This is a genomic window from Dokdonella fugitiva (assembly GCF_014138265.1).
Classification (GTDB): Bacteria; Pseudomonadota; Gammaproteobacteria; order Xanthomonadales; family Rhodanobacteraceae; genus Dokdonella_A; species Dokdonella_A fugitiva_A.
On the sequence record NZ_JACGXL010000003.1, the window covers coordinates 413,493 to 436,751 of the forward strand.

Consider the following 23,259-nt stretch of genomic DNA (forward strand, 5'->3'; position numbering starts at 1 on the left):
CACACCGGTCGCCAACCACGTTATCGCGCGCCGCGCGCCAACGGTGCGAGCAGCGCCTTGTCGAGCTTGGCCGCGACACCGACGCTGCGGCCGGCAAGGTTCGCGATGCGGTACTCGACCGCGCTGCCGAGCACCTGCGCGCTTTCGGACAGATCGAGGCCGTAGTCCTCGCGCAGCCACTCGACCAGGCCCGTGGTCGCCGCGCGCACCGCTTCGTCGAGCGAACCGGCCTGGCCGAGCACCATGATCTGCGTCGCCGACTCGACGCGCGGCGACGAAGGCGCCTTGCCGTGCACGACGTCGATGCGGAACTCGACGTCCATCGACGTTTCGAGCGCGTACTGCGACGTCTCGCCGTCGCCCTGCCGCGCGTGCGCATCGCCGAGGTAGAGCAGCGCACCGGGCTGGTACACGGGCAGGTACACGGTCGCGCCTTCGGTGATTTCGTTGAAGTCCATGTTGCCGCCGGAGCGGCCGGTATCTCCGGTGGAGAGCGGTGCGGACCCGAACGGCGGCGCGACCGCGAGTCCGCCGAGCATCGGCCGCAACGGCACTTCGAAATGCCGCAGCCGTTCGCCCGGCGCCTGCGGTCGCGCCGTGCCGCGCCCGCGGTCGAGCAGCCAGCGCACCGGCTTGCCGAGGCCGCGCGCTTCGGCGGCGAGACCCGCGCCGAGCGCGCGACCGACGATGGCATCGAGGCTGTCGGCGAAGTCGCGGTCCGGGCGCAAGCGAACGATGTGCACGACGAGCGTGTCGCCGGGTGCGGCACCGTCGACGTAGAACGGCCCCGTCTGCGGATTGCCGAACAGCGCACGCGTCTCGTCGTGCGCATCGACGCCGCCGGAGTCGACCGTCCGCGTACGCACGGTGTCGCCGGGCCAGATCGTGAGCACGGGCGCGCGATGCGGCGAGAATTCGTTCGAGAACGTGGTCGGCTCGAACGTGACCGTGCGCGGCGCGCCCGCCGGTCGCTCGGCAACGCGCCGCGCGGTGAACGCGTGGCGCACGCGACGCCCGGCATGGTTGCTGTCCGGCCAGTCCGCCATCCCGCGCATCGCGTCGCCGCTGCGTTCGCCGTCGAACGCGTACGCCGACCCGTCGGTGGCCTTCACGCGGAAGCGGATCGCGTCGCCGTCGCGCTCTCCCGCGAGCGGATCGCCGTCGAACGTGCCGCTCAGCGTGCCCCCGTCGCGCTGCCACTCGAGCAGCGCGTAGCTCGGGTTGCCCCAGAGGTCGGTCGTGACGAGCCAGCGCTCGCGCGGCGGCGAGGCCGCGAGCGCGAGCGCTGGAATGCAGAGCAAAGCGAAAAGCATGCGCATGGCGATGTCCTCGGTCGGGTCACCACCGGATGCCCGGAAGCGGCGCAGCGTCGCACGGCGTCACTCGCCGCCGCCGATCCACGTGCGCTTCGAGCGCGCAACGATCGACGATCGGCTCGATCTCAATGACACGGATAGCGGTCGCGGATGTGCTCGCTGTAGTAGCCGCCCTTCGACCCGGCCTGCAGCAAGCCGTCGAACACGCTGCGCGGCACGTTGCAGAAATCGTAGGTATTGCCTTCGACGAAGCGGATCTTCATGAGACGCGTCGCAGCGTCGTAGCCGACCGCTGCGATCGCGGAGGAATGTACGGCAATCATGTCCATTCCTCAGCGGCCCACCTGGCGCTGCCGGTCGGGCGGATAGCGGTCGCCGTGCACGGCGACCGCGGCGAGCGCCGCGTCGATGCCGTCGAGATCGGCCGGCGACAGCTCGATCGCCGCCGCGGCGACGTTCTCGTCGAGCCGATGGCGTTTCGTCGTGCCCGGGATCGGCACGATCCACGACTTGCGCGCGAGCAGCCAGGCGAGCGCGATCTGCGCGGGCGTGACGCCCCTGCCCGCGGCGATCGCCGCGATGCGTTCGACCAGGGCCTGGTTCGCGCGGCGCGCTTCGACCGAGAAGCGCGGCAGCGTGTTGCGGAAATCGCCGCTCGCGAACGCGGTGTCCGCGTCGATCGCGCCGGTGAGGAAGCCGCGACCGAGCGGGCTGAACGGCACGAAGCCGATGCCGAGTTCTTCCAGCGTCGGCATGACCGTCTCCTCGGGCTCGCGCCACCAGAGCGAGTATTCGCTCTGCAGCGCGGCGACCGGCTGCACCGCGTGCGCGCGGCGGATCGTCTCGCTGCCGGCTTCGGACAAACCGAAGTGCAGCACCTTGCCTTCCTCGACGAGGCGCCCGACCGTGCCGGCGACGTCCTCGATCGGCACCGCGGGATCGACGCGATGCTGGTAGAAGAGATCGATGCGATCGGTGCGCAGGCGTCGCAGCGATGCTTCGGCGACCGCGCGGATGCGCGTCGGCCGGCTGTCGAGGCCCGCGTTCGCATCGGCGTCGCGGAAGCCGAACTTGGTCGCGACGACGACGTGTTCGCGCAGCGGCGCGAGCGCCTCGCCGACGAGTTCCTCGTTCGTGAACGGCCCGTACACCTCGGCCGTGTCGAACAGTGTCACGCCGCGCTCGACCGCGAGGCGGATCAGCGCGATCGCGTCCGTGCGATCCGCGGCCGGGCCGTACGCGTGGCTGAGACCCATGCAGCCGAGGCCGATCGCCGACACGTCGAGGCCGCTGCGGCCGAGCGGGCGCGTCTTCATGCTTCCTCCCCCGATCAACGCGCGATGCTCGCGCTTTCGATGACGAAGCGGTACTTCACGTCGCTCTTCTGCATGCGGTCGTACGCTTCGTCGATCTTCTGGATCGGGATCATCTCGATGTCGGCGACGATGCCGCGCTCGGCGCAGAAATCGAGCATCTCCTGCGTCTGGGCGATGCCGCCGATGAGCGAACCCGCGATCGCCTTGCGCCCGAAGATGATCGCGCCGACGTTCGGGCTCGGATGCGGATGCTCGGGCACGCCGACCAGGCAGAGCGTGCCGTCGCGCCGCAGCAACTTCGTGAACGCGTCGAGGTCGTGGCTCGCGGCGACCGTATCGAGGATGAAATCGAAGCTGCCGGCGTGCGCGCGCATCTCGGCGGCGTTGCGCGAGACGACGACCTCGTCGGCGCCGAGGTCGAGCGCATCCTTGCGCTTGTTCTCGCTGGTCGTGAACGCGACCGTGTGCGCACCCATCGCGTGGGCGATCTTGATGCCCATGTGGCCGAGGCCGCCGATGCCGACGATGCCGACCTTGCGCCCGGGCCCGACGTTCCAGTGGCGCAGCGGCGAATACGTCGTGATGCCCGCGCACAGCAGCGGCGCGACCGCGGCGAGCTGTTCCTTCGGATGGCGGATCTTCAGCACGAACTTCTCGTCGACGACGATGCGTTGCGAATAGCCGCCGAGCGTGTGTCCCGGCGGATCGGCGGTCGGCCCGTTGTAGGTGCCGACGAAGCCGTTTTCGCAGTACTGCTCGAGGCCCTCCGCGCACGAGGCACAGCGCTGGCAACTGCCGACGAGGCAACCGACGCCTACGGTGTCGCCGAGCTTGAACGCGGTGACGGCATCGCCGACCGCCGTGACCGTGCCGACGATCTCGTGGCCGGGCACGCACGGATAGCGCGTACCGCCCCATTCCGAGCGCACCGTGTGCAGGTCGGAATGGCACACGCCGCAATAGGCGATCTCGATCTGCACGTCGCGCGCGCCGGGCGCGCGGCGCTCGATGTCCATGGCTTCGAGCGGCGTGTCGCCGGCATGCGCGCCCCAGGCCTTCGTGTTCTTCATGCGATGCTCCGTTGATGGCTCGGACCGAAGAGGCTGGCCTCGTCGGTGACATTCTGCATGCGCCCGACTACCGTACCGTACGGCGCCTGCTGGATCGGGTCATAGTCTGCGGTCGGCGCGGGGATTTGATTAGCCGTCCGGACCGGCATGGACCTATGATCCCTGCTCATGAATCCACGGGCAGGCACGCCATGAACCGGCCGAACTACAACGACCTGCTCGCCTTCGTCGCGATCGCGCGCGAGCGCAGCTTCACGCGGGCGGCGGCGCGCCTGGGCGTGTCGCAATCGGCGCTCAGCCACACCGTGCGCGGGCTCGAAGCGCGGCTCGGACTGCGCCTGCTCACGCGCACCACGCGCAACGTATCGACGACGCAGGCGGGCGAGCGCCTGCTGCAGACGATCGGCCATCGCTTCGACGAGATCGACGCCGAACTCGCCGCGCTGAGCGCGTTGCGCGACAAGCCCGCTGGCATCGTGCGCATCACGGCCGCCGAGGACGCGCTCGAATCGGTGCTGTGGCCGAAGCTCGCGAAGCTGCTGCCGAAGTATCCGGACATCCAGGTCGAGTTCGACGTCAGCGCGAGCCTCAGGAACATCGTCGCCGACCGCTTCGATGCCGGCGTGCGCCTCGGCGAACAGGTCGAGAAGGACATGATCGCGGTGCCGATCAGCGCCGACATGCGCATGGCCGCGGTCGCGTCGCCGGCCTACTTCGCCCGGCGCAAGCCGCCGAAGACGCCGCGCGACCTCACCGGCCACGCCTGCATCAACCTGCGCCTGCCGACGTCGGGAGGGCTCTACGCGTGGGAGTTCGAGCGCCGCGGGCGCGAGACGAAGGTGCGCGTCGACGGCCCGCTCGCGTTCAACAGCACCTCGCCGATCGTCGTCGCCGCGCTCGCCGGCTTCGGCATCGGCTACCTGCCGGAGACGATGGTGCGGGCACAGCTGGCCGCCGGACGCCTCGTGCGCGTGCTCGAAGACTGGTGCCCGCCGTTTCCCGGCTATCACCTGTACTACCCGAGCCGGCGCCAGCAGTCGCCGGCGCTCGCGGTGATCATCGGCGCGCTGCGCCACGACGGCGCGCGTTGAGCGTCCGCCGCGGCGCGACACGACGGCGCCACGGCCGCCGCATCGCATGCCTTCCGGGTGCGCCGTGCGCGCGGATGCGCGCACGGCCGCGATGCTTCAAAGCTGGCCGTCGAAGCCGTCCATGAAGATCACGTCGCCCGAGTTGTAGCAGAGCTCGATCTTGCCGTCGCCGGATTGCACGCCCTGCTCTTCGACGGGGCTGTCGAGCGTGGAGCTGAAGTTGCTGCCGCCGGCACCGCCGCCGCCGGCACCCTTGTCGTTGCCCGAACAGCCCGTGGTGCCGGCGGAGCCACCGCCACCGCCACCGCCGCCGAGCAGGCCGCCACCGCCTCCGCCGCCACCCGGAATGCTGCCGAACGTGAAGCAGCAGCAGGTTTGGCCGGCACCGCCGACGCCGCCGTTGAGGTCGATCGTGGTCGCACCGGGCGCGCCGAGGAACCCGCCGCAGCCGGCGCCTGCGGCACCGCCGGTCGCGCCGACGCCACCGGCGCCACCGCCGGCCACGCCGCCCGATGTCGGTGCGTCCGCACCGTTGCCGCCGTTCGCGCCGCTGTTGCCGCCCGCGCCACCGGTAATCGAGACGTCCGACTCGCAACCGCCGCGGCCGCCGCCGCCGCCACCGGCCGCAACCACGATGCGGAAGCCAGGATCGGTGCCGCCGACGCGAATGTCGGTCGCACCGCCACCGCCGCCCGCGTTATCGCTGCCGTTGCCGCCGCCGTTGAACCCGCCGGCTGGCGCCGTACCGGCGCCGCCGATGAACAGGTTCATGTCGAATCCGCCGGCGGGGATGAGGTAGTTGCCACTGACTTTCGCGCCGAGGCCGGCGGCACCGCCGGCCGTCGCGCCGCCGCCGTAGGCACCATCGGCTCCGACAGCGCCCTGTGCGCCGTAGACGGCAAGGACCGGACTGCTCTGGATGTCGGCAGGCACGGAAAAGACCTGCATTGCGCCCGTGTAGGTGAAGGTCACGTGGTCGCTCGCGTGACTGCAGGAAACGACCGGAAGCGGGGTCGGTACTCCCGCAGCGGCCACGCACGGCAAAGCGGCGGCGACGCAACCCGTCAGAATCAGCGTTCTCATACGCATGGTGCTCTCCCTATCGGATAACGGCGATGACCAACGAGCGCGCGGGGGATGGCCCCCGGCACTGCGTTGTCCCTATGACAACGGCCCTATCGATAACCCCCCCGTTGCACACCCACTGCAACACGCGGTTCCACCGCGGCGCGGGATCCGCGCGTGACGATCATGCGCCTTCGCGGAAGGCACCGCAAATCGCAAATAAAAAGGGAAAAGTGAACGGTGGAAGCAGGGAAACGAGCCGGGATCCACCGCCGGCGGGACGCGCCTCGGCGCTACAGCAGCACCGGCCGGTCGGGCAGCTCGTCGGGGTTGCGTTCGCCGTTCGCGGGGAAATGCCGGGCGAGCAGTTCGCCGACCGCGGCGACCCCTTCGAGGGCACCGTGCTCGTAGTCGCCCTTGCGGAAATAGTCCTGCATGAGCGCGCAGATCGGCACCCATTCGTGCTCGGGGATTTCCCGGGCGACGCCGCGATCGGCGACGATCTCGATCGCGTGGTCGGCGAGCAGCAGGTAGATCAGCACGCCGGTGTTGCGTTCGGTGTTCCACACGCGCAGGCGCGCGAAGACTTCGTGCGCGCGGTCGCGTGCACGGCGTCCGCGCACGACGTCGGCGAACGGCAGGCTGCCTTCGACCGCGAACACGATCTCGCCGTGGTGGCGATGTTCGCTCGCCGAGATCGCGTGCTGGATCGCGTCGAGACGCGCGGGCGGGAAGCGCCGCTTCGCGGAGACGAACAGATGGCGGATCACGCGCATGTCACCAGCTCCCCGAGGCGCCGCCGCCGCTGAAGCCGCCGCCGCCGCCGCTGAATCCGCCGCCGCCGAGGCCGCCACCGCCGCTCCAGCCGCCACCGCCGCCGCCGAAACCGCCCCAGCCGCCGCGGTTGGCGAAACCGCCACCGCCGCCGCCACCGCCGAGCAGGCCGAAGACGAGGCCGAACACGCCGAGGCCGACCCCGAGCGGCAGCAGGCCGCTGATGAACCAGCCGATGCCGCCCGCGCCGAGGCCGACGATCGGCGCGCGCATGCCGGCCGGCGCACCCCCGAACAGGCCGCGCAGGAACAGCGCGGCGAACCATGCGGCGATGATCGCGGGCGCGAAGCGGTCGCCGCTCTCACCGGCGTTGCCGTGCTCCTCCGTCAACGGCGGCGGCAACGGCTCGTCGTTGATGAGCTTGGTCAGCGCACCGAGCGCGTCGTGCACGCCGCCGTAGTAGTCGTTGCCGCGGAAGCGCGGCGCGACGTACTCGCGGATGATGCGCGCGGCGGCCGCATCGGGAATCGCGCCTTCGAGCCCCTTGCCGACCTCGATGCGCACGCGCCGGTCGTCCTTCGCGACGATGAGGATGACGCCGTCGTCGGTGCCCTTGCGACCGAGCTTCCACGCCTCGCCGACGCGGATGCCGTACTGCGCGATGTCCTCGGGTTGCGTGCTCGGCACGATCAGCACGCCGACCTGCGCACCCTTGGCCTTCTCCAGCGCGGCGAGTTCGTCCTCGAGCGACTGGCGCTGGGTGGGATCGAGCGTGCCGGTGTAGTCGCTCACGCGCGCGGTCAGCGCGGGGATCGCCTTGACGTCGCCTTCGGCGGCGGACGCGACCGCGCACGCCGCGAGCAGCGTAGCGAGGAATGCAAGGGCGCGCAGTAGACGCATCAAGGCGGGCTTTCGTGGGAGCGACGGCAGCCGCGATGCTCGTGCTTCGAATCGACGAACGGCATCGCGGCTTCCGCCGCTCCCACAGGAGCCGGTCTGGTCAGTGCGCCGGTTCCGGCTGCGGCTGCGCCGGTTGCTGCTGCGGCGCAGGCTGCGGCGGCGCCGGCTTGCTGAAATCGACCGTCGGCGCAGTCGAGATCTGCTTCTCGTTCTCGACCGAGAAATTCGCCTTCGCCTTGTAGCCGAACATCATCGCGGTGAGGTTCTGCGGGAACTGGCGCACGAACGTGTTGTAGTCCTGCGTGCTCTGGATGAAGCGGTTGCGCGCGACGGTCACGCGGTTCTCGGTGCCTTCGAGCTGCGCCTGCAGGTTCTGGAACAGGCCGTCCGCCTTCAGCTGCGGATAGTTCTCCGACACGACCATCAGTCGCGACAGCGCGCTGGACAGCTCGCCTTGCGCCTGCTGGAACGCCTTCACCTTGTTCTCGTCGGTGAGGTCGTCGGCGGTGAGGTTCATCTGGCCCACCTTCGCGCGCGCTTCGGTGACCTTGGTGAAGACCTCTTCCTCGTGGGTCGCGTAACCCTTCACGGTGTTGACGAGGTTCGGCACGAGATCGGCGCGCCGCTGGTACTGGTTGAGCACCTCGGACCAGGCCGCCTTGACGCCTTCGTCCTTCGACTGGATCGCGTTGTAGCCGCAACCGGACAGCAAGCTCGATGCGACGAGCACGCACGCTAGCATCAGGTACCGCATGGGACGCCCTCCCTCGTGAACGCTGCCTACACTGTGGAGCCGGACGCCGCCGCGCGCAAGGGGTGCGGCTATTGCCGCTCAGCAACGACACTGAAGATCAAGAGATTGAAACACGAAGGACACCAAGGACACGAAGAAAGCAAGGAAAAACTCTTCCGCTCTTCCTTCGTGTCCTTCGTGTCCTTCGTGTCCTTCGTGTCCTTCGTGTCCTTCGTGTCCTTCGTGTCCTTCGTGTCGAAAGCTTCGCCTTACCTTAGCTTGGGTCTGCTTCCGCCTTGTCCTGATTCAGGCGTTCAAGCGCCATCCGTGCGCTGCGCGGCGCGTTCCTGGGCGCGCCGGCGGCGGCGCCGGCGGGCGAGCAGGTTGAGCGACTCGACTGCGGCCGAGAAGGCCATCGCGAAATAAAGGTAGGCGCGCGGCACGTGCAGGCCGAAGCCGTCGCAGAGCAGCACCGCGCCGACGAGGATGATGAACGCGAGCGCGAGCATCTTGATCGTCGGGTTGCGGTCGATGAAGTTGCCGATCGGATCGGCGATCGTGATCATCACGAGCACCGCGAGCACGATCGCGCCGACCATCGCCGGCAGCAGGTTCACCATGCCGACCGCGGTGATCACCGAGTCGAGCGAGAACACGATGTCGATGAGCGCGATCTGCGCGATCACCAGCGCGAAGCTCGCCGACGCCTGCGACGCCTGCTGGTCGGCGGGATCCTCGGTGAGCGCCTCCCAGATCTCCATCACGCCCTTCACGACGAGGAAGATGCCGCCGCCGATGAGCACGAGGTCGCGGATCGAGATGACCTGGCCGAACAGGCGGAACAGCCCCGACGTGCGATCGTCCATGCGCGCGAGATGGGCGAGCGAGAGCAGCAGCAGGATGCGCGTGACGCAGGCGAATGCGAGGCCGATGCGGCGCGCGCTCGAGCGCCGCGCGGGCGGCAGCTCGCTCACCGCGATCGAGATGAAGACGAGGTTGTCGACACCGAGCACGATCTCGAGCGTCGCGAGCGTGACCAGCGCGATCCACGCCTGCGGGTCGGTGAGCAGTTCCACGCGTCAGTTCAGCCGAGCCGCGGCCACAGGACCAGGCACCAGCAGAGCACGACGTTGGCCATCAGCAGCAGCACCGCCGCCGAGCCCATGTCCTTCGCGCGCCCGGCGAGTTCGTGGAACTCCGGACTCGCCTTGTCGACGATCGCCTCGATCGCGGAGTTGAGCAGTTCGGCCGACAGCACGAGCAGCAGGCTGCCGGTCAGCAGCGCCTTCTCGATCGGGCCGTGGCCGATCCACAGGCCGAGCGGGAAGAAGATCACGAACAGGTAGCCTTCGAGGCGGAACGACGCCTCGTACCGCCAGGCGGCGCGCAGGCCCATCATCGACCATTTGAAGGCACGGGCGATCTGGCGCGGGCCGCGCGGTTCGGTACTCGGCATGGATGTCGTTCGAGGTCGGCGAATGCGGGCTATGATGCCATAGGCCGGCCATTGCCCGGCGCCCGACCGAGGACGAATGGACCGCCGCCTGCTCGCCTGGGCCGTGCTCGCCGCGACGCTGTTCATGCTGCTCGGCTTCGCCGGTATCGACCGCCCGCTCGCCGAATGGGTGCGCGCGAGCGGGATCGAGAACGCAGCGCCCTTCGTGCTCGGCCTCGGCGCGCTCGACACCGTGGCCGGCATGCCGATCTGGTTCTGGCTCGCCGGTTGCGTCGCGCTCGCGCTCGGCGTGATCGGCTGGGCGGCCCGGCGCCACGCGCGCTGGCCGCGCGCGCTGCTCGCCGCGGGCGTCGTGCAGGTCGCGACCCTGCACACGATGAGTTTCGGCAAGGACCTGTTCGGCCGGTTGCGTCCGCACCAGCTGCTCGACGGCGGCGACTGGTCGCACGCGTGGCATGCGGGCGGCGTGTCGTTCCCGTCCGGCCACTCGGCGTTCTACTTCGGCCTGCTGCTGCCGCTCGCCGCGGCCTGCCCGCGCGCGTGGCAGCGCGCGGTGCTGATCGCGATCCCGGTGTTCGCGATCCTCGCGCGCATCGACATGGCCAAACACTTCCTTTCCGACGTGTCGGCATCGGCACTGATCGCCGCGCTCTACGCGTTGCTCGCCGCGACGCTGCTGCGGCGCTGGCTGCCGGCGCCACGCGTCGCGACCGCGCGACCGTCCGTGTCGAACGCCTGATGCGGCTGCGCCGGCATCCGCTTCGACGGCACGGCGTTCGACGCATGCACAGGTCGAGCGCCACCCGCGGGCGGCGCATCGTGTCGCTCGTCGACGACGCGCGCGGCCGCGCCTCCGGCACGCCGACCGAGCGGCCCGGAGCGCGCGCACTTCGCCCGACCCTCGACAACGCGCTGCGCGAAGCCGCACGCGCGAACCGCTGCGTGCCGCACCTGCAGGGCGGCGAACCGGTCACGTTCCGGGACCTCGTGCCGTACGTGTTCGGCGACGTCGACGCCGATGTCGAGGGCGCGCTCGCCGCTGCCGGCATCCGCCACACCTGAGCGCATCGATCCGGCCGCGTAAAGCCGTGCAAAGGCGCGCCCGTGCGGCAGGAATGCGCAGGTCGGCGAACGCCCCGGACGCTATGCTTGCCGCATGGCCCGCAACCGCATCCTGATCGCCGACGACGACGAGGAACTCGCCCAGCTGCTGCGCGACTTCCTCACGCGCGAGGGTTTCGACGTCGTCATCGCGCACAACGCCGAAGCCGCGCTCGCGGCCGCGCGCGCGCAGGCGTTCGACGCGCTCGTGCTCGACGTGATGATGCCCGGCCGCTCGGGGCTCGACGCGCTGCGCGAGCTGCGCCGCGAGTCGGCCCTGCCCGTGCTCATGCTCACCGCGCTCGGCGAGGACATCGACCGCATCCTCGGTCTCGAACTCGGCGCCGACGACTACATCCCCAAGCCGTGCAACCCACGCGAACTCGCCGCGCGCCTGCGCGCCGTGCTGCGACGCGTGCGCGGCGAAGGCGGCGACACGCTGACCGACCTGCACAACGGGCCGATCTGGCTGCGCGCGGCGTCGCGCAGCGTGAGCGTGGACGGCCGGCCGCTGTCGCTGACCGCGACCGAGTTCGACCTGCTCGCGCTGCTGCTGCGCGAGGCCGGCCGCGTGGTCAGCAAGGAGCGCATCTCGCAGAGCGTGCTCGGCCGCCCGCTCGGCCCGTTCGACCGTTCGATCGACGTGCACGTGTCCAACCTGCGCCGCAAGCTCGGCGACGCACCCGACGGCGGCTCGCCGATCACGACGATCCATCGCAGCGGCTACCTGCTGCGCCAGCTCGGCGACGCCGCGTGAACGCGGCCGAGGCACGGCCATGATGCAGCGACTGTTCTGGCGCATCTTCGTCGCGTTCTGGATCGCCACGGTGTTCCTGCTCGTCGCGTTCTCGTGGGTCGCGACGAGCAACTTCGAAACCGAGAAGATCCCCGGGCTCGACATCACGCGCCTGCAGGCGTCGATGGACGACCTGCTCGCGCGCACCGGACGCGAGCTGCGCCACGACGGCGTCGAGCCGACGCAGCAATGGCTGCGCGCGGCGAGCGGCTTCGGCCCGGTCAGCGTCTACCTGTTCGGCCCCGACGGCCGCGAGCTGCTCGGTCGCTCGACTTCGGAAACGGTCGCCAACGCGGCCTCGAGCGCGTTCGCGGCGCTGCCCGTCGGCGAAGTGCCGTACGGCGCGGTGTACAGCGCCGAGCGCCTGCGCGCGCGCTCGGTGCGCACGCGCGACAACGAGGTCTACGCCGCGGTCGCGACGCTCGAAGGCAGTTTCCTCTCGCGCCTCGCCTCGCGCCGACCGACCTGGTTCTGGCAGAACATGCTCGTCGCGATGGCGGTGAGCGCGGCGTTCAGCCTGCTGTTCGCCTGGTACGTCGCCGCACCGCTGCAGCGCATCCGCTCGAGCACGCACCGCTTCGCCGAGGGCGACCTCGACGCGCGCGTCGGCCGCCTGCGCTTCGGCCGCAGCGCGGAGATCAGCGCGCTCGCGGCCGAGTTCGACGCCATGGCCGAACGCATCAAGGCGTTCATCGAGAGCCATCGCCGCCTCGTGCGCGACGTCTCGCACGAACTGCGCTCGCCGCTCGCGCGCCAGCGCGTCGCACTCGAACTCGCGCGCGGCGGCGACGCCGCGCAGGTCAACGCGTCGCTCGACCGCATCGAATGCGAGTCGGACCGGCTCGAGGCGATGCTCGCGCAGGCGCTCGAACTGTCGCGCCTGGAAACCGCGAACGTCGCGATGGACGACCACGTCGAACTCGACACGCTGCTCGAGGATGTGATCACCAACGCCGACTACGAAGGCGTGCCGCGCGGGCGAAAAGTCATGCTGCTCGAACGCGCGCGCCTCACCCTCACGGGATCGCACCAGGCGCTCTACAGCGCGTTCGAGAACGTGATCCGCAACGCGCTCGCCTACACCGCCGACGGCAGCGCCGTCGGCGTGCGCCTCGCGCGCGTCGGCGCGTGGGCCTCGGTGCGCGTGCGCGACCACGGCCCGGGCGTGCCGGCGGGCGAGCTGTCGCGCATCTTCGAGCCGTTCTATCGCACCGACACCGCGCGCGCGCGCTCGAGCGGCGGCACCGGCCTCGGCCTCGCGATCGCACGCCGCGCGATCGAACGCCATGGCGGCACGATCCTCGCGCTCAACGCCGAGGGCGGCGGACTGGACGTGGTGATCGAGTTGCCGGTCGGGCCCTGACGGGCGGGCCTGCGCCGTGTCCTAGCGCCGCAGGTGCCCGATCGCAGGCAGATGCCCCGTCGCCACGGCCCATGCGACGATCACGAGATTGACGACGACGAATACCCAGAACACCACCTGGAACTCCGCCTTGCGCGACTTGTGGCGGAACACGTCCTGCGCGAGCAATGCCCCGGGCCAGCCGCCGAGCAGTCCGACCAGGTGCAGGGTCTGTTCCGCGGTGCGCCACCGATCCGTCCGCGCAGCCCATTTGTCGATGCCGTACATCGCGAACGCGAGTGCGCTCGCCGCACCGTACGTCAAGGCCAGCACGACCGGCAGCCGTCCCGTCCAGGCGCCACCTGCGAGCACGGCCAATGCGACGAGGCCGACGAGGCTTCGCCACGGCACGTACCAGCGGCGCGACGCACGCACGAATCGCACCTCGGCCGCCTGCGGCCGGCGGCGTTCGTCGAATCGAAGCGCGTACGAAACCAGCGCGCCCTCGAAAGGTCGGGTGCCACGCCGATCGAAGGCCCGGACGTGGAGGAATGCACGTTCTCCACCGCCGTTCGGCACGACGAAACCGAAGCCGCGCGCATCGTTCCATTCGGTGATCCGTCCGACGAGACGCATCCGTAACCCTTCCGGACTCGCTGGGGTGTCGGATTATCGCGCAGCGCCGCGGAATCGCGGCCTGCTCACCCCGTCGACGCCGGGCGCGCAAGCCGGCGCGCCGCGGCGCCGAGCAGCGCGCGCGAATACACGCGGTGGAAGCCGAGCAGCGCGCGGTAGGCGAAGGCGAGCCGTCGAGCGCCCGTGCGGTGATCGACGCGGGCGACGACGGCCGATCCGAAGTACAGGCGTGTACCGGTGCCGTCCGGCGCGGTCATGAGCCATGAACGCGTGCGGCCGCGGACGTCGGTCAGCAGCAGCTGGTCGGGCGCGGTCGCCTCGACCTCCCACGCCGCGAACGAGCGGCGTTCGCCGCGCGCGAGTTCGCGCGCCTGTGCATCCGTGGACGGGCGCGCGACGAGCCGAGCGAGCAGCCAGCGCTCGAGCTTGAACAGCCACGTCGTGTAGAACGCTTCGACGTAGGCGGCGTGGGCGACGTGGCCGTCGATCGTCGTCGAATAGGCGTCGGCGTAGGCGCCATCGCCGGTATAGCGACGCAACAGCGCCTGTCCGGGCAACTCGCAGGCTTGGATCGACATGGCGCCCCCGGACTCAATGCGCCTCGGCGAAGAACGCATCGACCTGTTCGTCGATCGCCGCCGCCATGGCAGTGGTGGCTGCATCAGCCATCGTGAAGGTCCCGTGCAGGCTCGTCCGCACCATCTTCCCACGAACCGCGCCCGCCACGCCGAGGCGCACGCACGATGACGCGCAGCGCGCACGACCACCCTACAATGCACGGATGACCGCATCGACCGCCATCCGTCGCGGCTTCTTCCAGCGCGCGCGCGGACTCGCCGAGACGCTCGCCTGGCTGCGCCTGTGCGCGGTCGCGGGACAGGCGCTCACGGTCGCCGTGGTCGCGTTCGGGCTGCGCATGCCGATCGCGCTCGGCCCGCTCGCGCTCGGCATCGGCGTGCTCGCCGCCTTCGCCGCGTTCGCGTTCTGGCGCCTGCGCCAACCGTGGCCGGTCACGCTCGCCGAGGCGTTCGGCCACGTCGCGGTCGACATCCTCGTGCTCGCGTACCTGCTGTACTGGTCGGGCGGCGTCGAGAATCCGTTCGTCTCGCTGCTGGTGATGCCGATCGCGCTCGCCGCGGCCGCGCTCTCGCTGCGCTACGTCGTCGCGGTCGCGCTGCTCGCCTCGACCTGCTTCGTGCTGCTGATCGGCTGGCACGCGCCGCTGCCGTCGCTGCACGAGGTGCGCATCGCCGGCTCGGACCTGCACGTGATCGCCGTGTGCATCAACTTCGTCGTCACCGCGGTCGTGCTCGCATTCTTCATCGCGCGCCTGTCGCGCGCGTTGCGCGCGCGCGAGGCCGAGGTGCAGCGCGAGCGCGAACGCACCCTGCGCGACGAGGGCATCCTCGCGATCGCGACGCAGGCCGCGGGCACCGCGCACGAACTCAACACGCCGCTGTCGACGATCCGCACCCTGCTCGCCGAACTGCAGCGCGAACGCGGGGGCGAACCCGCGCTCGCCGCCGACCTCGCCCTGCTCGCCGGCCAGGCCGAGCGCTGCCGCGACATCCTGCGCCAGCTGGTCGAGGTCGGCAGCCGTCGCCTCGCCGGCACGCCCGAGCGCCTCACGCTGGCGACCTTCGTCGACGGCTGCGAGCACCAGTTCCGCCTGCTGCGCCCGGAGATCGCGCTCGACATCGCGTTCGACGGCGACGCGGGCGAGCGCTACATCGAGGCGCCGCCCGACCTCAGCCACGCGCTGATCAACCTGCTCAGCAACGCCGCCGACGCCTCGCTCGCGGCGGGCTCGGACGCGGTCGAGCTGCGCCTCGCGGCGACGCGCTCGCTGGTCGAGTTCGCGGTGCGCGACCATGGCCGCGGCATCGCCCCGGGCACGGGCGTCGCGTTCCGCACGAGCAAGCGCGACGGCCTCGGCCTCGGCCTCGCGCTCGCCCACGCGACCGCCGAACGCCTCGGCGGCGAGCTGTCCGCGCACGCCGCCGACGGCGGCGGCCTGCGCCAGCGATTGCGCCTGCCGCTGCTGGCGAACGACAATCCACCGCGATGAACGACCCGCGCCCGCTCCTGCTCATCGACGACGACGCCGTGTTCGCGGCCGTGCTCGCCCGCGCGCTCGGTGCACGCGGCTTCGCGGTCGACACCGCGACCGACGGCGCGCGCGCACTCGCGCTCGCGCGCGAGAAGCAGCCCGACTACGCGGTGCTCGACCTCAAGCTCGGCGCCGAGAACGGCCTCGCGCTGATCCCGGAACTGCTCGCGCTGCGACCGGACCTGCGCATCCTCCTGCTCACCGGCTACGCCTCGATCGCCACCGCGGTCGAAGCGATCAAGCGCGGCGCGCACGACTACCTCGCCAAGCCGGTCGATGCGGACCAGGTCGTCGGCGCGCTGCTCGGCGACGGCAACAGCGAGGTCGAGCGCGCCGTGCCGGGGCACGCGCCGCCGCTCAAGCGGCTCGAGTGGGAGCACATCCAGCGCGTGCTCGCCGAATGCGAAGGGAACATCTCCGAAGCCGCGCGACGGCTCGGCTTGCATCGCCGCACGCTGCAGCGCAAGCTCGCCAAGCGGCCCGTGCGCGAGGCGCACGACTAAGACGCGGCCGCCGTGAAGCGCGGCGGCCCGTTCGATCAGGCGCGATTCGCGGCCAGGCGCCGCACCGCCGCCGCACCGAGCAGCAGCACGCAGGCGAACAGGCCATATTCGCCGAGCATCGACGCCGGCAGTGCCGCCGCGGGCGCCTACAAGGAGATCGTGAACGCCTGCACCGCGTCCGGCGTGGTGCCGTTGCTCGCGGTGATGGTCAGCGCATACGCGCCCGCAGCGGTCGGCACGCCGGAGAAACTGCCGGTGCCGTCGCCGTTGTCGACGAACGCGACGCCGGGCGGCAGCGCGACCGCGAGCGCGACCGCGATCGCCGGCGTCGGCGCAGCCGTGGTCGTGACGAGGAACGTCGACGGCACGCCGAGCGGGAAACCGACCGCTGCCGCGCTGGTGATCGCGGGCGCGAGCGTGCCGACGAGGTTGCCCGCGACGAACGAACGCGCGGGACCGCAGTCGCAGCACTCGCCCTGACCGAGGCCGGCGAGGTTGATCGCGAGCGCGTGTCTGTAAAGAGGCGCTCGTCCGTTTCGGTCGTGGAAGGGGCGTCGGCGTGGCCGGCGCACACCGCCGATTCCCGCCGTCCACCGGCACACCGAGGTCCGCCATGCGTCGTTCCACCCGTACGTTCCCGTCCTGCCTCGCCCTTGCCCTGCTCGCCCTGCCGGGCCTCGGCCACGCCTATTCCGCCTGTGTCGGCACGAGCCAGGAACTCGACGATGCGATGAGCCAGGCCGCGGCGACCAGCGACGCGTCCATCACGATCAAGATCCGCGAGGGCGCGTACGCGGTCGGCCCCGGCGTCTCGTTCTACCTCAATCTCACGCACTCGAACCAGACCGCGAACGTCAGCGGCGGGTGGAGCGGCGCGACCTGCGACGCGCACCACGCGGGTACGGCGGGGACGGTGCTGACCGGCTCGTCGGGTTCCGCGGCGCTGCAGCTGAACACGGGCATCTCCACGAGCGGCAACACGATCAATGCGACCGACCTGACCCTGCGCAACGCCCAAGGCATCCTCAACGACGCGGTCGGCGCCTGCCTGCACGTCCTGCTCAACGGCGGTGCGACGGCCCGCGTGTACCGCATGCGGCTCGACGGCTGCATCGGTGCGTCGGCGGCGATCCTCGACAACTCGAGTGGCGATCTCACCTTCGCCAACAGCGTGGTCCAGGGCGGCTACAACTCGGGTGCACCCGTGCGCTCGCTGAACAACAACGCCGCGGCGCGCTTCGCGCACCTCACGATCACCGGCAACACGGCGACCTCGTCGAGTCAGGAAGCGAGCGGGCTGGTCCTTCGCGCGGCAGCGAACCCGCCCAGCCAGATCACGCTCGACAACAGCATCGTGTGGGGTGGCATCGCGCCGGCTGGCATCCCCGACATCGCCACCGACGGTGCCGGCATCGTCTTCACGCGCGCGCACTACGACACGCGCAGCCACGTCAACGCGACCATCACGGACAATGCGCCGAGCCATGGCGATCCGGGGTTCCTGACGCCGACGCAAGCGCGCCTACGCGCCGATTCGCCGCTCGTCGACAGCGGCGTGACCCTCGCCATCGGCGGCAGCATGGACGCCGACGGCGATGCGCGCACGCAGGGCGCGGCCGTGGACGTCGGCGCCTACGAGACGAATCCCGACCGGATCCACGCCGACGGGTTCGATCGCTAGCCGTCGCCGGCGCTACGCGGCAGGCCGAGGAAGGTCGCGTAGCGCGCGGCCGCCGCGTCGAAGGCTTTCATCGCGGTCGCCGAGGGCGGTTCGAACCAGTCGGGCGCGACCTCGACCGCCACCTTCAAGAGCCTGCGTTTCCAGCCTCCCGCGATGCGACCGTCGACGAGCAATGCAGGCTTGAAGATGCCGTTGCCCGCGCGCGCGGCATGCGCGGCGTCGAGGAACGCGCCGCGATCCTGGTACGCGACCGTGTATTCGTCGTAGGCGGGCAGCAGGTGCACGCGTGCGTGCTTCGCCACGGCGCCGTCCTCCGCCGTGGGCACGTGCCAGTACGCGCGGCCCTCGACGTCGACGCGCTCGAGTCCGCCGCGCACGGCTTCGTGCGCAGCTGCGGCGTCCGCGGCGGCGAGGCCGGACCACCAGGCGAAATCCTGCACGGTCGCCGGGCCGCGGCTCGCGAAATAGCGTCGCGCGAGTTCGGCCAGCGCATCCTCGCGCGAACGGCGCGCCGCCGGCGGCAGCCAGTCGTCGAGCAGCACGAACGTCTGCTGCTTGCCCACGCGCGCGCCGAAGCAGAGCACGCCCGCGTGCGCGAGCCACCAGACCACGTGCAGGCCGCGCGAGCCGGCGGTCGCGATGCGCGCATCGTCGAACGCCGCGTAGAGTGCCTCGCGCGTGAGCGCGCGGCCGCCGCCGAGCACGCGCTCGCACACCGTGCGCGCACCCTCGACGACGCGCTCGTCGACATCGAAATCATCCTTCAGGCGGCGCCGGCTGCGCTGCAAAAGGCGCGGCGCGAGCAGGTCGAGCAACCAGCGCAGGTCGTCCGCGGCGACGAAGTGCAACGTGCCGCGCAGCGGCCAGCTGCGCACGATGCGGCGCGCGGCGAGGGCCGCTTCGATCGTCGCCTCGCCCGCGCCCCGCACGCGCTGGCCGAGCGCCCACAGCGCGCCGAGGTAGTCCTGCGCCTGCACCGCGAGGTGCGCGGCGACCGCCTCATCGACCGTGGCGAAGCCGTCGCCGACGAGGCGCTGGCGACGCAGGCGCGCAGCGGGCAGGTCGAAACCGCGCCGCTTCACGTGCCGGGATTCCTTCGCGCGGGCGCCCGCACCATCGAGTCGAGCAGGCGCTCGAGCATCGTCGCGTGGTCGTCGCAGCGTCCGCTGTGCACGGGCGAGGTCTGGATCACCGTGCTGCGCGGTGCGACGAGCCAGCGGAATCGCTCGCGCGCGGGCAGGCGGCCGATCGGCCCCGCCTCGTCGCCGCCTGCGCAGATCGCGGCGAACGCGGCGAGGTGCGCGCGCACCGCGTCGAGATCGACACCCGGGTCGAGCGCTCGCAGGCGCGCCTCGTCGAGTTCGATGCGCGCCTCGAGGAAGCCGCCCGCCTTGCACGACAGCACGACGCCCGCATTGACGAACTCGCCGCGCTCGACGCGCGGCACGACGCGGATCACCGCATAGTCATACGCGTGCACGGAGCGCCTCCTCGGCGAACGCGCGCGGCGCTTCGAGTCGCCGGCAAAGATAGCTCGCGTACGCCTCGCGATGCTCCGCCACGCTCGCGAACGGCACGTCGCCACCGAGCCAGTCGTCGGGAATCGTCGCGACGATACGCTCGATCGCATCGCGCGAGAGCAACGCGGCGAGGCGTTCGTCCGCCTCGCGCAGCTGCGTCGCGTACGACAGCAGCACGTGATCCTTGATGCGCGCGAACGGATCAGCCGCGCGGGCGAGATAGCCGTCCCACGCATGATGGAAGTACAACGCGGCCCCGTGGTCGATGAGCCAGAGTTTGCGATGCCACACGAGCAGGTTCGTGTTGCGCGGCGTGCGGTCGACGTTGCTCGTGAACGCGTCGAACCAGACGACCGCGGACGCGAGCGCGGCATCCGGCTGGTCGACCACGGGATCGAACGTGATCGATCCGGGCAGATAGTCGAGCGCGAGATTGAGCCCGCCGCTCGCGCGGATCAGGTGCTGGATTTCGGGATCGGGTTCCGTGCGCGCGAGGTCCGGATCGAGTTCGACGAACACGATCTCCGGCACCGGCAATCCGATCGCTCGCGCGAGCTCGCCCGCGACGAGCTCGGCGACGAGCGCCTTCGGCCCCTGCCCCGCGCCGCGGAACTTGAGCACGTACAAACCGGCGTCGTCGCCTTCGACGATCGCGGGCAGCGAGCCGCCTTCGCGCAAAGGCGTGACGTAGCGGGTGGCGGTGATGGTTCTCATGCGCGAAGGATACGGCATGCGCGTCGATTGATCGCTGGTGAAACGGCCAGAAACATCGCGGCTTCCGCCGCTCCAACGGAAAGCTGCTTCGCCACATCTTCGCGGCGAGGCGACCGCTTTCTGTGGGAGCGGCGGAAGCCGCTCTTGCTCTCCATTCCTACAGTAACGCAGCCCGTTACTCGCTATCCGGATCGTGAGCAAACGGCGACGCTGCACGCATGCATCGAGCCGGCTTTCCCTCTCCAGGAACATCCGCGCTGCGCCGCGGCCGTCGATCCGAGCCTGGCCGGTGCTATCTGTTGACCTTCACCTGCAAGGCCCGCGCGCCACTGTTCAGCGACGCGACGATCGCCCGCGCAGCCGCCCGAACCCTGACCGAACGCCGCCTGTGGCGCGATTCGCACCTGCTCTGCTGGGTACTCATGCCCGACCACTGGCATGGATTGATCGAACTGTCCGCAGCCGAATCGCTGTCGACGCTCGCGACGCGGATCAAGGCGATCTCCGCTCGAACGGTCGCCGTTGCTGCAGAGCGAAGCGGGCCCGTATGGGCGAGCGGTTTCCATGATCGAGCGCTGCGCAAAGACGATGACCTCCTCACGGCTGCGCGCTACATCATCCGCAATCCGGTTCGTGCCGGATTCTGCGCTCGGGTGGGCGACTATCCGTACTGGGATGCAGTGTGGCTGTGAGGGGCGTCATTTCGGTCGCAGCGTCGTCTCTGCTTGAAGAGCATCGCGGCTTCCGCCGCTCCCACAGAGAGCGGTCGCCTCGGCGCGAAGATGCAGCGAAACAGCTTTCTGTGGGAGCGGCGGAAGCCGCGATGCTCTTGCTCTTCGTCCTCCACGAAAAAAGGGAGGGACCGAAGTCCCTCCCTCATATGCTGCGGGAAACGCGACCGCTTACTTCGCGGCCGGCGTCTCCTCCTTCAGGCCACGCTGTTCGAGCAGCGGCTCGACGCTCGGATCGCGGCCGCGGAAGTCGCGGTACATCTTCGCCATGTCCTCGGTGCTGCCGCGCGAGAGCACCATGTCGCGGAAGCGCTGGCCGTTCTCGCGCGTCATGCCGCCGTGCTCGCGGAACCAGTAGAACGCGTCGTGGTCGAGCACTTCGCTCCAGAGGTACGCGTAGTAGCCGGCCGCGTAGCCGCCGCCCCAGATGTGCGCGAAGTACGAGGTGCGGTAGCGCGGCGGCACTTCGTACATGTCGATCTTGAGGTCGTGCAGCGTCTTCTTCTCGAACGCGTCGACGTCCTGCTTGCCGGCGTCGGGCCCGAGCGAATGCCAGCTCATGTCGAGCAGCGCGGCGGCGAGGTACTCGGTCGTCGCGAAGCCCTGGTCGAACGTCTTGGACTTCTTGATCTTCTCGACCAGCTCGGCCGGCATCGGCGCGCCGGTCTGGTAGTGCTTGGCGAAGTTCGCGAACACCTTCGGGTCGCTCGCCCAGTGCTCGTTGAACTGCGACGGGAACTCGACGAAGTCGCGCGGCACGCTGGTGCCGGACAAGGTCGGGTACTTCACGTTGGAGAACATGCCGTGCAGCGCGTGGCCGAACTCGTGGAACATCGTCGTGGCGTCGTCCCAGCTGATCAGCGCCGGCTGGCCCGCGGACGGCTTGGTGAAGTTGCAGACGTTGAACACGACCGGCTTGGTGCCGAGCAGGCCGGACTGGCCGACCAGGTTGTCCATCCAGGCGCCGCCGCGCTTGCTGTCGCGCTTCCAGTAGTCGGCGTAGAACAGCGCCATCGAGGTGCCGTCCTTGTCGAACACCTCGAATACGCGCACGTCCGGGTTGTACACCGGGATGTCCTTGCGCTCCTTGAACGTGAGGCCGTACATCTGGTTGGCGGCGAAGAACACGCCGTCCTGCAGCACGCGGTTGATCTCGAGGTAGGGCTTGATCTGCGACTCGTCGAGGTCGTACTGCGCCTTGCGCACCTTCTCGGCGTAGTGCTGCCAGTCCCACGGCGCGAGCTTGAAGCCGCCCTTTTCCTTGTCGATGAGCGCCTGCATCGCGGCCGCCTCGCCGCGCGCCTTCGCGGTCGCCGCCGGCACCATGTCGGTCATGAGCTTCTCGGCGGCCTCGGGCGTCTTCGCCATCTGGTCGTCGAGCGTGTAGGTCGCGTAGTTCGGGAAGCCGAGCAGCTTGGCGCGCTCGGCGCGCAGCACCGCGAGGCGCTGGATGATCGCGCGCGTGTCGTTCGCGTCGCCGTGCTCGGCGCGCATCGTCGACGCCGTGAACAGCTTCTCGCGCGTGGCGCGATTGTCGAGCGACACCTGCGCCGGCTGCTGCGTGGTGTTCTGCAGGGTGATCGCGTACTTGCCGTCCTGCTTGCGCGACTTGGCCGCGTCGGCCGCCGCGGCGATGTCGGCGTCGGAGAAGCCGGCGAGCTCGGCCTTGTCCGAGACGATCACCGCGCCGGCGTTGTTCGCCGCGAGCAGCTTGTTGGAGAAGTCGGTGGTGAGGGTCGACTCTTCCTTGTTGAGCGCGCGCAGCTTCACCTTGTCGGCCTCGCCGAGCTGGGCGCCGGCGCGCACGAAGTTGCGGTAGTAGCGCTCGACCAGCTCGTTCTGCTCGGCGTCGAGGCCGAGCGAGGCGCGCGTGTCGTACAGCTTCTTCACGCGCTGGAACAGCTTGTCGTTGAGGTAGATCGCATCCTGATGCTCGGCGTACTTCGGCGCGACGGCTTCCTGCACCTTCTGCAAGGTCTCGTTCGTGTTGGCGCCGGTGATCGCGCCGAACACCGCGCCGACGCGGTTCAGCGTCGCGCCGCTGCGCTCCATCGGCTCGATCGTGTTGGCGAAGGTCGGGGCTTCCTTCGACGCGGCGATCTTGTCCATCTCGGCGATCTGCTCGCGCATGCCGGCTTCGATCGCGGGCTGGTAGTCGGCGTCCTTGATCTTGTCGAACGGCGGCGCGTGGAACGGCAGCGTGCTTTCGGCCGCGAACGGGTTGCTCGCCGGCAGCGCCGCGGCGGCGGCGCCCTTGGCGATCGCATCGGCCGGTTGCAGCACGGCCGCGGTGGCGCCGAACAGGATCAGGTTCATCGTCGTCGTGAGGATCTTCGCTCGCAGCATTGGGGTTCCCCGTGGCGGAAAAAAGGCGCCGGCCCGGACGCAGTCCGACGCATGGCCG

The 23,259-nt window shown here is 70.2% G+C and carries 27 protein-coding genes and 1 pseudogene; 9 read left to right on the top strand and 19 right to left on the bottom strand.

Features of this window, described 5'->3' with window-relative positions; genetic code table 11:
• Positions 1-20: 20 nt before the first annotated feature.
• The 4 genes from FHW12_RS12285 to FHW12_RS12300 form a co-directional block, all read right to left on the bottom strand.
• Positions 21-1,319 (bottom strand): acetamidase/formamidase family protein, encoded by a 1,299-nt coding sequence (locus FHW12_RS12285; RefSeq protein ID WP_182531309.1) that lies wholly within the window; start codon positions 1,317-1,319, stop codon positions 21-23.
• Between the two features lie 122 nt (positions 1,320-1,441).
• A complete protein-coding gene (locus FHW12_RS12290; RefSeq protein ID WP_259393020.1) occupies positions 1,442-1,639 on the bottom strand; it encodes a KTSC domain-containing protein in 198 nt (65 codons plus the stop codon).
• A gap of 9 nt (positions 1,640-1,648) precedes the next feature.
• Positions 1,649-2,632 carry an aldo/keto reductase gene (locus tag FHW12_RS12295; protein WP_182531311.1) on the bottom strand — a complete coding sequence of 328 codons (984 nt, stop codon included), beginning with the start codon at positions 2,630-2,632 and terminating at the stop codon, positions 1,649-1,651.
• A 14-nt stretch (positions 2,633-2,646) separates the two neighbouring features.
• The gene (locus FHW12_RS12300) at positions 2,647-3,702 is read right to left on the bottom strand and encodes an NAD(P)-dependent alcohol dehydrogenase (RefSeq protein WP_182531312.1); all 1,056 of its coding nucleotides are present in this window, start codon (positions 3,700-3,702) and stop codon (positions 2,647-2,649) included.
• Positions 3,703-3,893: 191 nt separating this feature from the next.
• Here FHW12_RS12300 and FHW12_RS12305 point away from each other — a divergent pair, with 191 nt between their 5' ends.
• A complete protein-coding gene (locus FHW12_RS12305; protein ID WP_182531313.1) occupies positions 3,894-4,793 on the top strand; it encodes a LysR family transcriptional regulator in 900 nt (299 codons plus the stop codon).
• 96 nt (positions 4,794-4,889) lie between these two features.
• Here the strand turns inward: FHW12_RS12305 and FHW12_RS21285 are convergent, their stop codons facing one another.
• From FHW12_RS21285 to FHW12_RS12335, 6 genes are all read right to left on the bottom strand, one after another.
• Entirely contained in the window at positions 4,890-5,765 is an 876-nt protein-coding gene (locus FHW12_RS21285) for a hypothetical protein (protein WP_182531314.1), read from the bottom strand.
• A 386-nt stretch (positions 5,766-6,151) separates the two neighbouring features.
• The gene (locus FHW12_RS12315) at positions 6,152-6,634 is read right to left on the bottom strand and encodes a TPM domain-containing protein (RefSeq protein WP_182531315.1); all 483 of its coding nucleotides are present in this window, start codon (positions 6,632-6,634) and stop codon (positions 6,152-6,154) included.
• A 1-nt stretch (position 6,635) separates the two neighbouring features.
• Complete coding sequence (locus FHW12_RS12320; protein ID WP_182531316.1) at positions 6,636-7,532, bottom strand: TPM domain-containing protein; 897 nt, start codon at positions 7,530-7,532, stop codon at positions 6,636-6,638.
• A gap of 100 nt (positions 7,533-7,632) precedes the next feature.
• Positions 7,633-8,286: a LemA family protein gene (locus FHW12_RS12325; RefSeq protein ID WP_182531317.1), complete on the bottom strand. Its 654-nt coding sequence runs from the start codon at positions 8,284-8,286 to the stop codon at positions 7,633-7,635.
• Positions 8,287-8,579: 293 nt separating this feature from the next.
• Positions 8,580-9,341, bottom strand: coding sequence for a TerC family protein (locus FHW12_RS12330; RefSeq protein ID WP_182531318.1), 762 nt, complete (start codon positions 9,339-9,341; stop codon positions 8,580-8,582).
• 8 nt (positions 9,342-9,349) lie between these two features.
• The gene (locus tag FHW12_RS12335) at positions 9,350-9,721 is read right to left on the bottom strand and encodes a diacylglycerol kinase (RefSeq protein ID WP_182531319.1); all 372 of its coding nucleotides are present in this window, start codon (positions 9,719-9,721) and stop codon (positions 9,350-9,352) included.
• Between the two features lie 76 nt (positions 9,722-9,797).
• Between FHW12_RS12335 and FHW12_RS12340 the strand changes: the two genes are divergently transcribed.
• The 4 genes from FHW12_RS12340 (at position 9,798) to FHW12_RS12355 (ending at position 12,981) form a co-directional block, all read left to right on the top strand.
• Positions 9,798-10,460 (top strand): phosphatase PAP2 family protein, encoded by a 663-nt coding sequence (locus FHW12_RS12340; protein ID WP_182531320.1) that lies wholly within the window; start codon positions 9,798-9,800, stop codon positions 10,458-10,460.
• A 44-nt stretch (positions 10,461-10,504) separates the two neighbouring features.
• Entirely contained in the window at positions 10,505-10,783 is a 279-nt protein-coding gene (locus FHW12_RS12345) for a hypothetical protein (protein ID WP_182531321.1), read from the top strand.
• A gap of 94 nt (positions 10,784-10,877) precedes the next feature.
• Positions 10,878-11,579: a response regulator transcription factor gene (locus tag FHW12_RS12350; RefSeq protein ID WP_182531322.1), complete on the top strand. Its 702-nt coding sequence runs from the start codon at positions 10,878-10,880 to the stop codon at positions 11,577-11,579.
• Between the two features lie 19 nt (positions 11,580-11,598).
• A complete protein-coding gene (locus FHW12_RS12355) occupies positions 11,599-12,981 on the top strand; it encodes an ATP-binding protein (protein WP_182531323.1) in 1,383 nt (460 codons plus the stop codon).
• Between the two features lie 21 nt (positions 12,982-13,002).
• Here the strand turns inward: FHW12_RS12355 and FHW12_RS21290 are convergent, their stop codons facing one another.
• From FHW12_RS21290 to FHW12_RS12370, 4 genes and pseudogenes are all read right to left on the bottom strand, one after another.
• Positions 13,003-13,395 (bottom strand): DUF1294 domain-containing protein, encoded by a 393-nt coding sequence (locus FHW12_RS21290; protein ID WP_310735221.1) that lies wholly within the window; start codon positions 13,393-13,395, stop codon positions 13,003-13,005.
• A gap of 15 nt (positions 13,396-13,410) precedes the next feature.
• Positions 13,411-13,596, bottom strand: a pseudogene (locus FHW12_RS21830) (cold-shock protein); the annotation flags it as partial.
• Positions 13,597-13,661: 65 nt separating this feature from the next.
• Positions 13,662-14,174 (bottom strand): hypothetical protein, encoded by a 513-nt coding sequence (locus FHW12_RS12365; protein WP_182531325.1) that lies wholly within the window; start codon positions 14,172-14,174, stop codon positions 13,662-13,664.
• A gap of 13 nt (positions 14,175-14,187) precedes the next feature.
• Complete coding sequence (locus tag FHW12_RS12370; protein ID WP_182531326.1) at positions 14,188-14,334, bottom strand: hypothetical protein; 147 nt, start codon at positions 14,332-14,334, stop codon at positions 14,188-14,190.
• Between the two features lie 43 nt (positions 14,335-14,377).
• On the opposite strand from FHW12_RS12370, the gene FHW12_RS12375 reads away from it, so the two are divergent.
• The gene (locus tag FHW12_RS12375) at positions 14,378-15,664 is read left to right on the top strand and encodes an ATP-binding protein (protein WP_182531327.1); all 1,287 of its coding nucleotides are present in this window, start codon (positions 14,378-14,380) and stop codon (positions 15,662-15,664) included.
• Positions 15,661-16,209, top strand: a complete 549-nt coding sequence (locus tag FHW12_RS12380; protein ID WP_182531328.1) for a response regulator transcription factor — start codon at positions 15,661-15,663, stop codon at positions 16,207-16,209. The genes FHW12_RS12375 and FHW12_RS12380 overlap by 4 nt, the downstream gene beginning before the upstream one ends.
• Positions 16,210-16,355: 146 nt before the next feature.
• Here FHW12_RS12380 and FHW12_RS12385 read toward each other — a convergent pair whose 3' ends face one another.
• The gene (locus tag FHW12_RS12385) at positions 16,356-16,781 is read right to left on the bottom strand and encodes a putative Ig domain-containing protein (protein WP_182531329.1); all 426 of its coding nucleotides are present in this window, start codon (positions 16,779-16,781) and stop codon (positions 16,356-16,358) included.
• A gap of 41 nt (positions 16,782-16,822) precedes the next feature.
• On the opposite strand from FHW12_RS12385, the gene FHW12_RS12390 reads away from it, so the two are divergent.
• The gene (locus FHW12_RS12390; protein ID WP_182531330.1) at positions 16,823-17,890 is read left to right on the top strand and encodes a choice-of-anchor Q domain-containing protein; all 1,068 of its coding nucleotides are present in this window, start codon (positions 16,823-16,825) and stop codon (positions 17,888-17,890) included.
• Here the strand turns inward: FHW12_RS12390 and FHW12_RS12395 are convergent.
• Genes FHW12_RS12395 through FHW12_RS21295 form a run of 3 tightly spaced genes read right to left on the bottom strand, consistent with a single transcriptional unit; the run spans position 17,887 to position 20,124 of the window.
• Positions 17,887-18,972: a winged helix DNA-binding domain-containing protein gene (locus tag FHW12_RS12395; RefSeq protein WP_182531331.1), complete on the bottom strand. Its 1,086-nt coding sequence runs from the start codon at positions 18,970-18,972 to the stop codon at positions 17,887-17,889. The genes FHW12_RS12390 and FHW12_RS12395 overlap by 4 nt on opposite strands.
• Entirely contained in the window at positions 18,969-19,370 is a 402-nt protein-coding gene (locus FHW12_RS12400) for a DUF3037 domain-containing protein (RefSeq protein WP_182531332.1), read from the bottom strand. Before FHW12_RS12400 ends, FHW12_RS12395 begins: the two co-directional genes overlap by 4 nt.
• Positions 19,357-20,124 carry a HipA family kinase gene (locus FHW12_RS21295; RefSeq protein ID WP_182531333.1) on the bottom strand — a complete coding sequence of 256 codons (768 nt, stop codon included), beginning with the start codon at positions 20,122-20,124 and terminating at the stop codon, positions 19,357-19,359. The genes FHW12_RS12400 and FHW12_RS21295 overlap by 14 nt, the downstream gene beginning before the upstream one ends.
• 218 nt (positions 20,125-20,342) lie before the next feature.
• Here FHW12_RS21295 and FHW12_RS12410 point away from each other — a divergent pair, with 218 nt between their 5' ends.
• The gene (locus tag FHW12_RS12410) at positions 20,343-20,816 is read left to right on the top strand and encodes an REP-associated tyrosine transposase (protein ID WP_182531334.1); all 474 of its coding nucleotides are present in this window, start codon (positions 20,343-20,345) and stop codon (positions 20,814-20,816) included.
• Positions 20,817-21,026: 210 nt separating this feature from the next.
• Here FHW12_RS12410 and dcp read toward each other — a convergent pair whose 3' ends face one another.
• Positions 21,027-23,201, bottom strand: a complete 2,175-nt coding sequence (gene dcp / locus FHW12_RS12415; RefSeq protein WP_182531335.1) for a peptidyl-dipeptidase Dcp — start codon at positions 23,199-23,201, stop codon at positions 21,027-21,029.
• Between the last annotated feature and the right edge of the window lie 58 nt (positions 23,202-23,259).

Coding starts and splice junctions, on each gene's coding strand:
- FHW12_RS12355 (WP_182531323.1), top strand. CDS start 11,599: ATGATGCAGCGACTGTTCTGGCGCATCTTCGTCGCGTTCTGGATCGCC.
- FHW12_RS12290 (WP_259393020.1), bottom strand. CDS start 1,639: ATGATTGCCGTACATTCCTCCGCGATCGCAGCGGTCGGCTACGACGCT.
- FHW12_RS12375 (WP_182531327.1), top strand. CDS start 14,378: ATGACCGCATCGACCGCCATCCGTCGCGGCTTCTTCCAGCGCGCGCGC.
- FHW12_RS12390 (WP_182531330.1), top strand. CDS start 16,823: ATGCGTCGTTCCACCCGTACGTTCCCGTCCTGCCTCGCCCTTGCCCTG.
- FHW12_RS12340 (WP_182531320.1), top strand. CDS start 9,798: ATGGACCGCCGCCTGCTCGCCTGGGCCGTGCTCGCCGCGACGCTGTTC.
- FHW12_RS21295 (WP_182531333.1), bottom strand. CDS start 20,124: ATGAGAACCATCACCGCCACCCGCTACGTCACGCCTTTGCGCGAAGGC.
- dcp (WP_182531335.1), bottom strand. CDS start 23,201: ATGCTGCGAGCGAAGATCCTCACGACGACGATGAACCTGATCCTGTTC.
- FHW12_RS12295 (WP_182531311.1), bottom strand. CDS start 2,632: ATGAAGACGCGCCCGCTCGGCCGCAGCGGCCTCGACGTGTCGGCGATC.
- FHW12_RS12350 (WP_182531322.1), top strand. CDS start 10,878: ATGGCCCGCAACCGCATCCTGATCGCCGACGACGACGAGGAACTCGCC.
- FHW12_RS12305 (WP_182531313.1), top strand. CDS start 3,894: ATGAACCGGCCGAACTACAACGACCTGCTCGCCTTCGTCGCGATCGCG.
- FHW12_RS12380 (WP_182531328.1), top strand. CDS start 15,661: ATGAACGACCCGCGCCCGCTCCTGCTCATCGACGACGACGCCGTGTTC.
- FHW12_RS12345 (WP_182531321.1), top strand. CDS start 10,505: ATGCACAGGTCGAGCGCCACCCGCGGGCGGCGCATCGTGTCGCTCGTC.
- FHW12_RS12325 (WP_182531317.1), bottom strand. CDS start 8,286: ATGCGGTACCTGATGCTAGCGTGCGTGCTCGTCGCATCGAGCTTGCTG.
- FHW12_RS12315 (WP_182531315.1), bottom strand. CDS start 6,634: ATGCGCGTGATCCGCCATCTGTTCGTCTCCGCGAAGCGGCGCTTCCCG.
- FHW12_RS12300 (WP_182531312.1), bottom strand. CDS start 3,702: ATGAAGAACACGAAGGCCTGGGGCGCGCATGCCGGCGACACGCCGCTC.
- FHW12_RS12365 (WP_182531325.1), bottom strand. CDS start 14,174: ATGTCGATCCAAGCCTGCGAGTTGCCCGGACAGGCGCTGTTGCGTCGC.
- FHW12_RS12320 (WP_182531316.1), bottom strand. CDS start 7,532: ATGCGTCTACTGCGCGCCCTTGCATTCCTCGCTACGCTGCTCGCGGCG.
- FHW12_RS12335 (WP_182531319.1), bottom strand. CDS start 9,721: ATGCCGAGTACCGAACCGCGCGGCCCGCGCCAGATCGCCCGTGCCTTC.
- FHW12_RS12285 (WP_182531309.1), bottom strand. CDS start 1,319: ATGCGCATGCTTTTCGCTTTGCTCTGCATTCCAGCGCTCGCGCTCGCG.
- FHW12_RS12410 (WP_182531334.1), top strand. CDS start 20,343: ATGCATCGAGCCGGCTTTCCCTCTCCAGGAACATCCGCGCTGCGCCGC.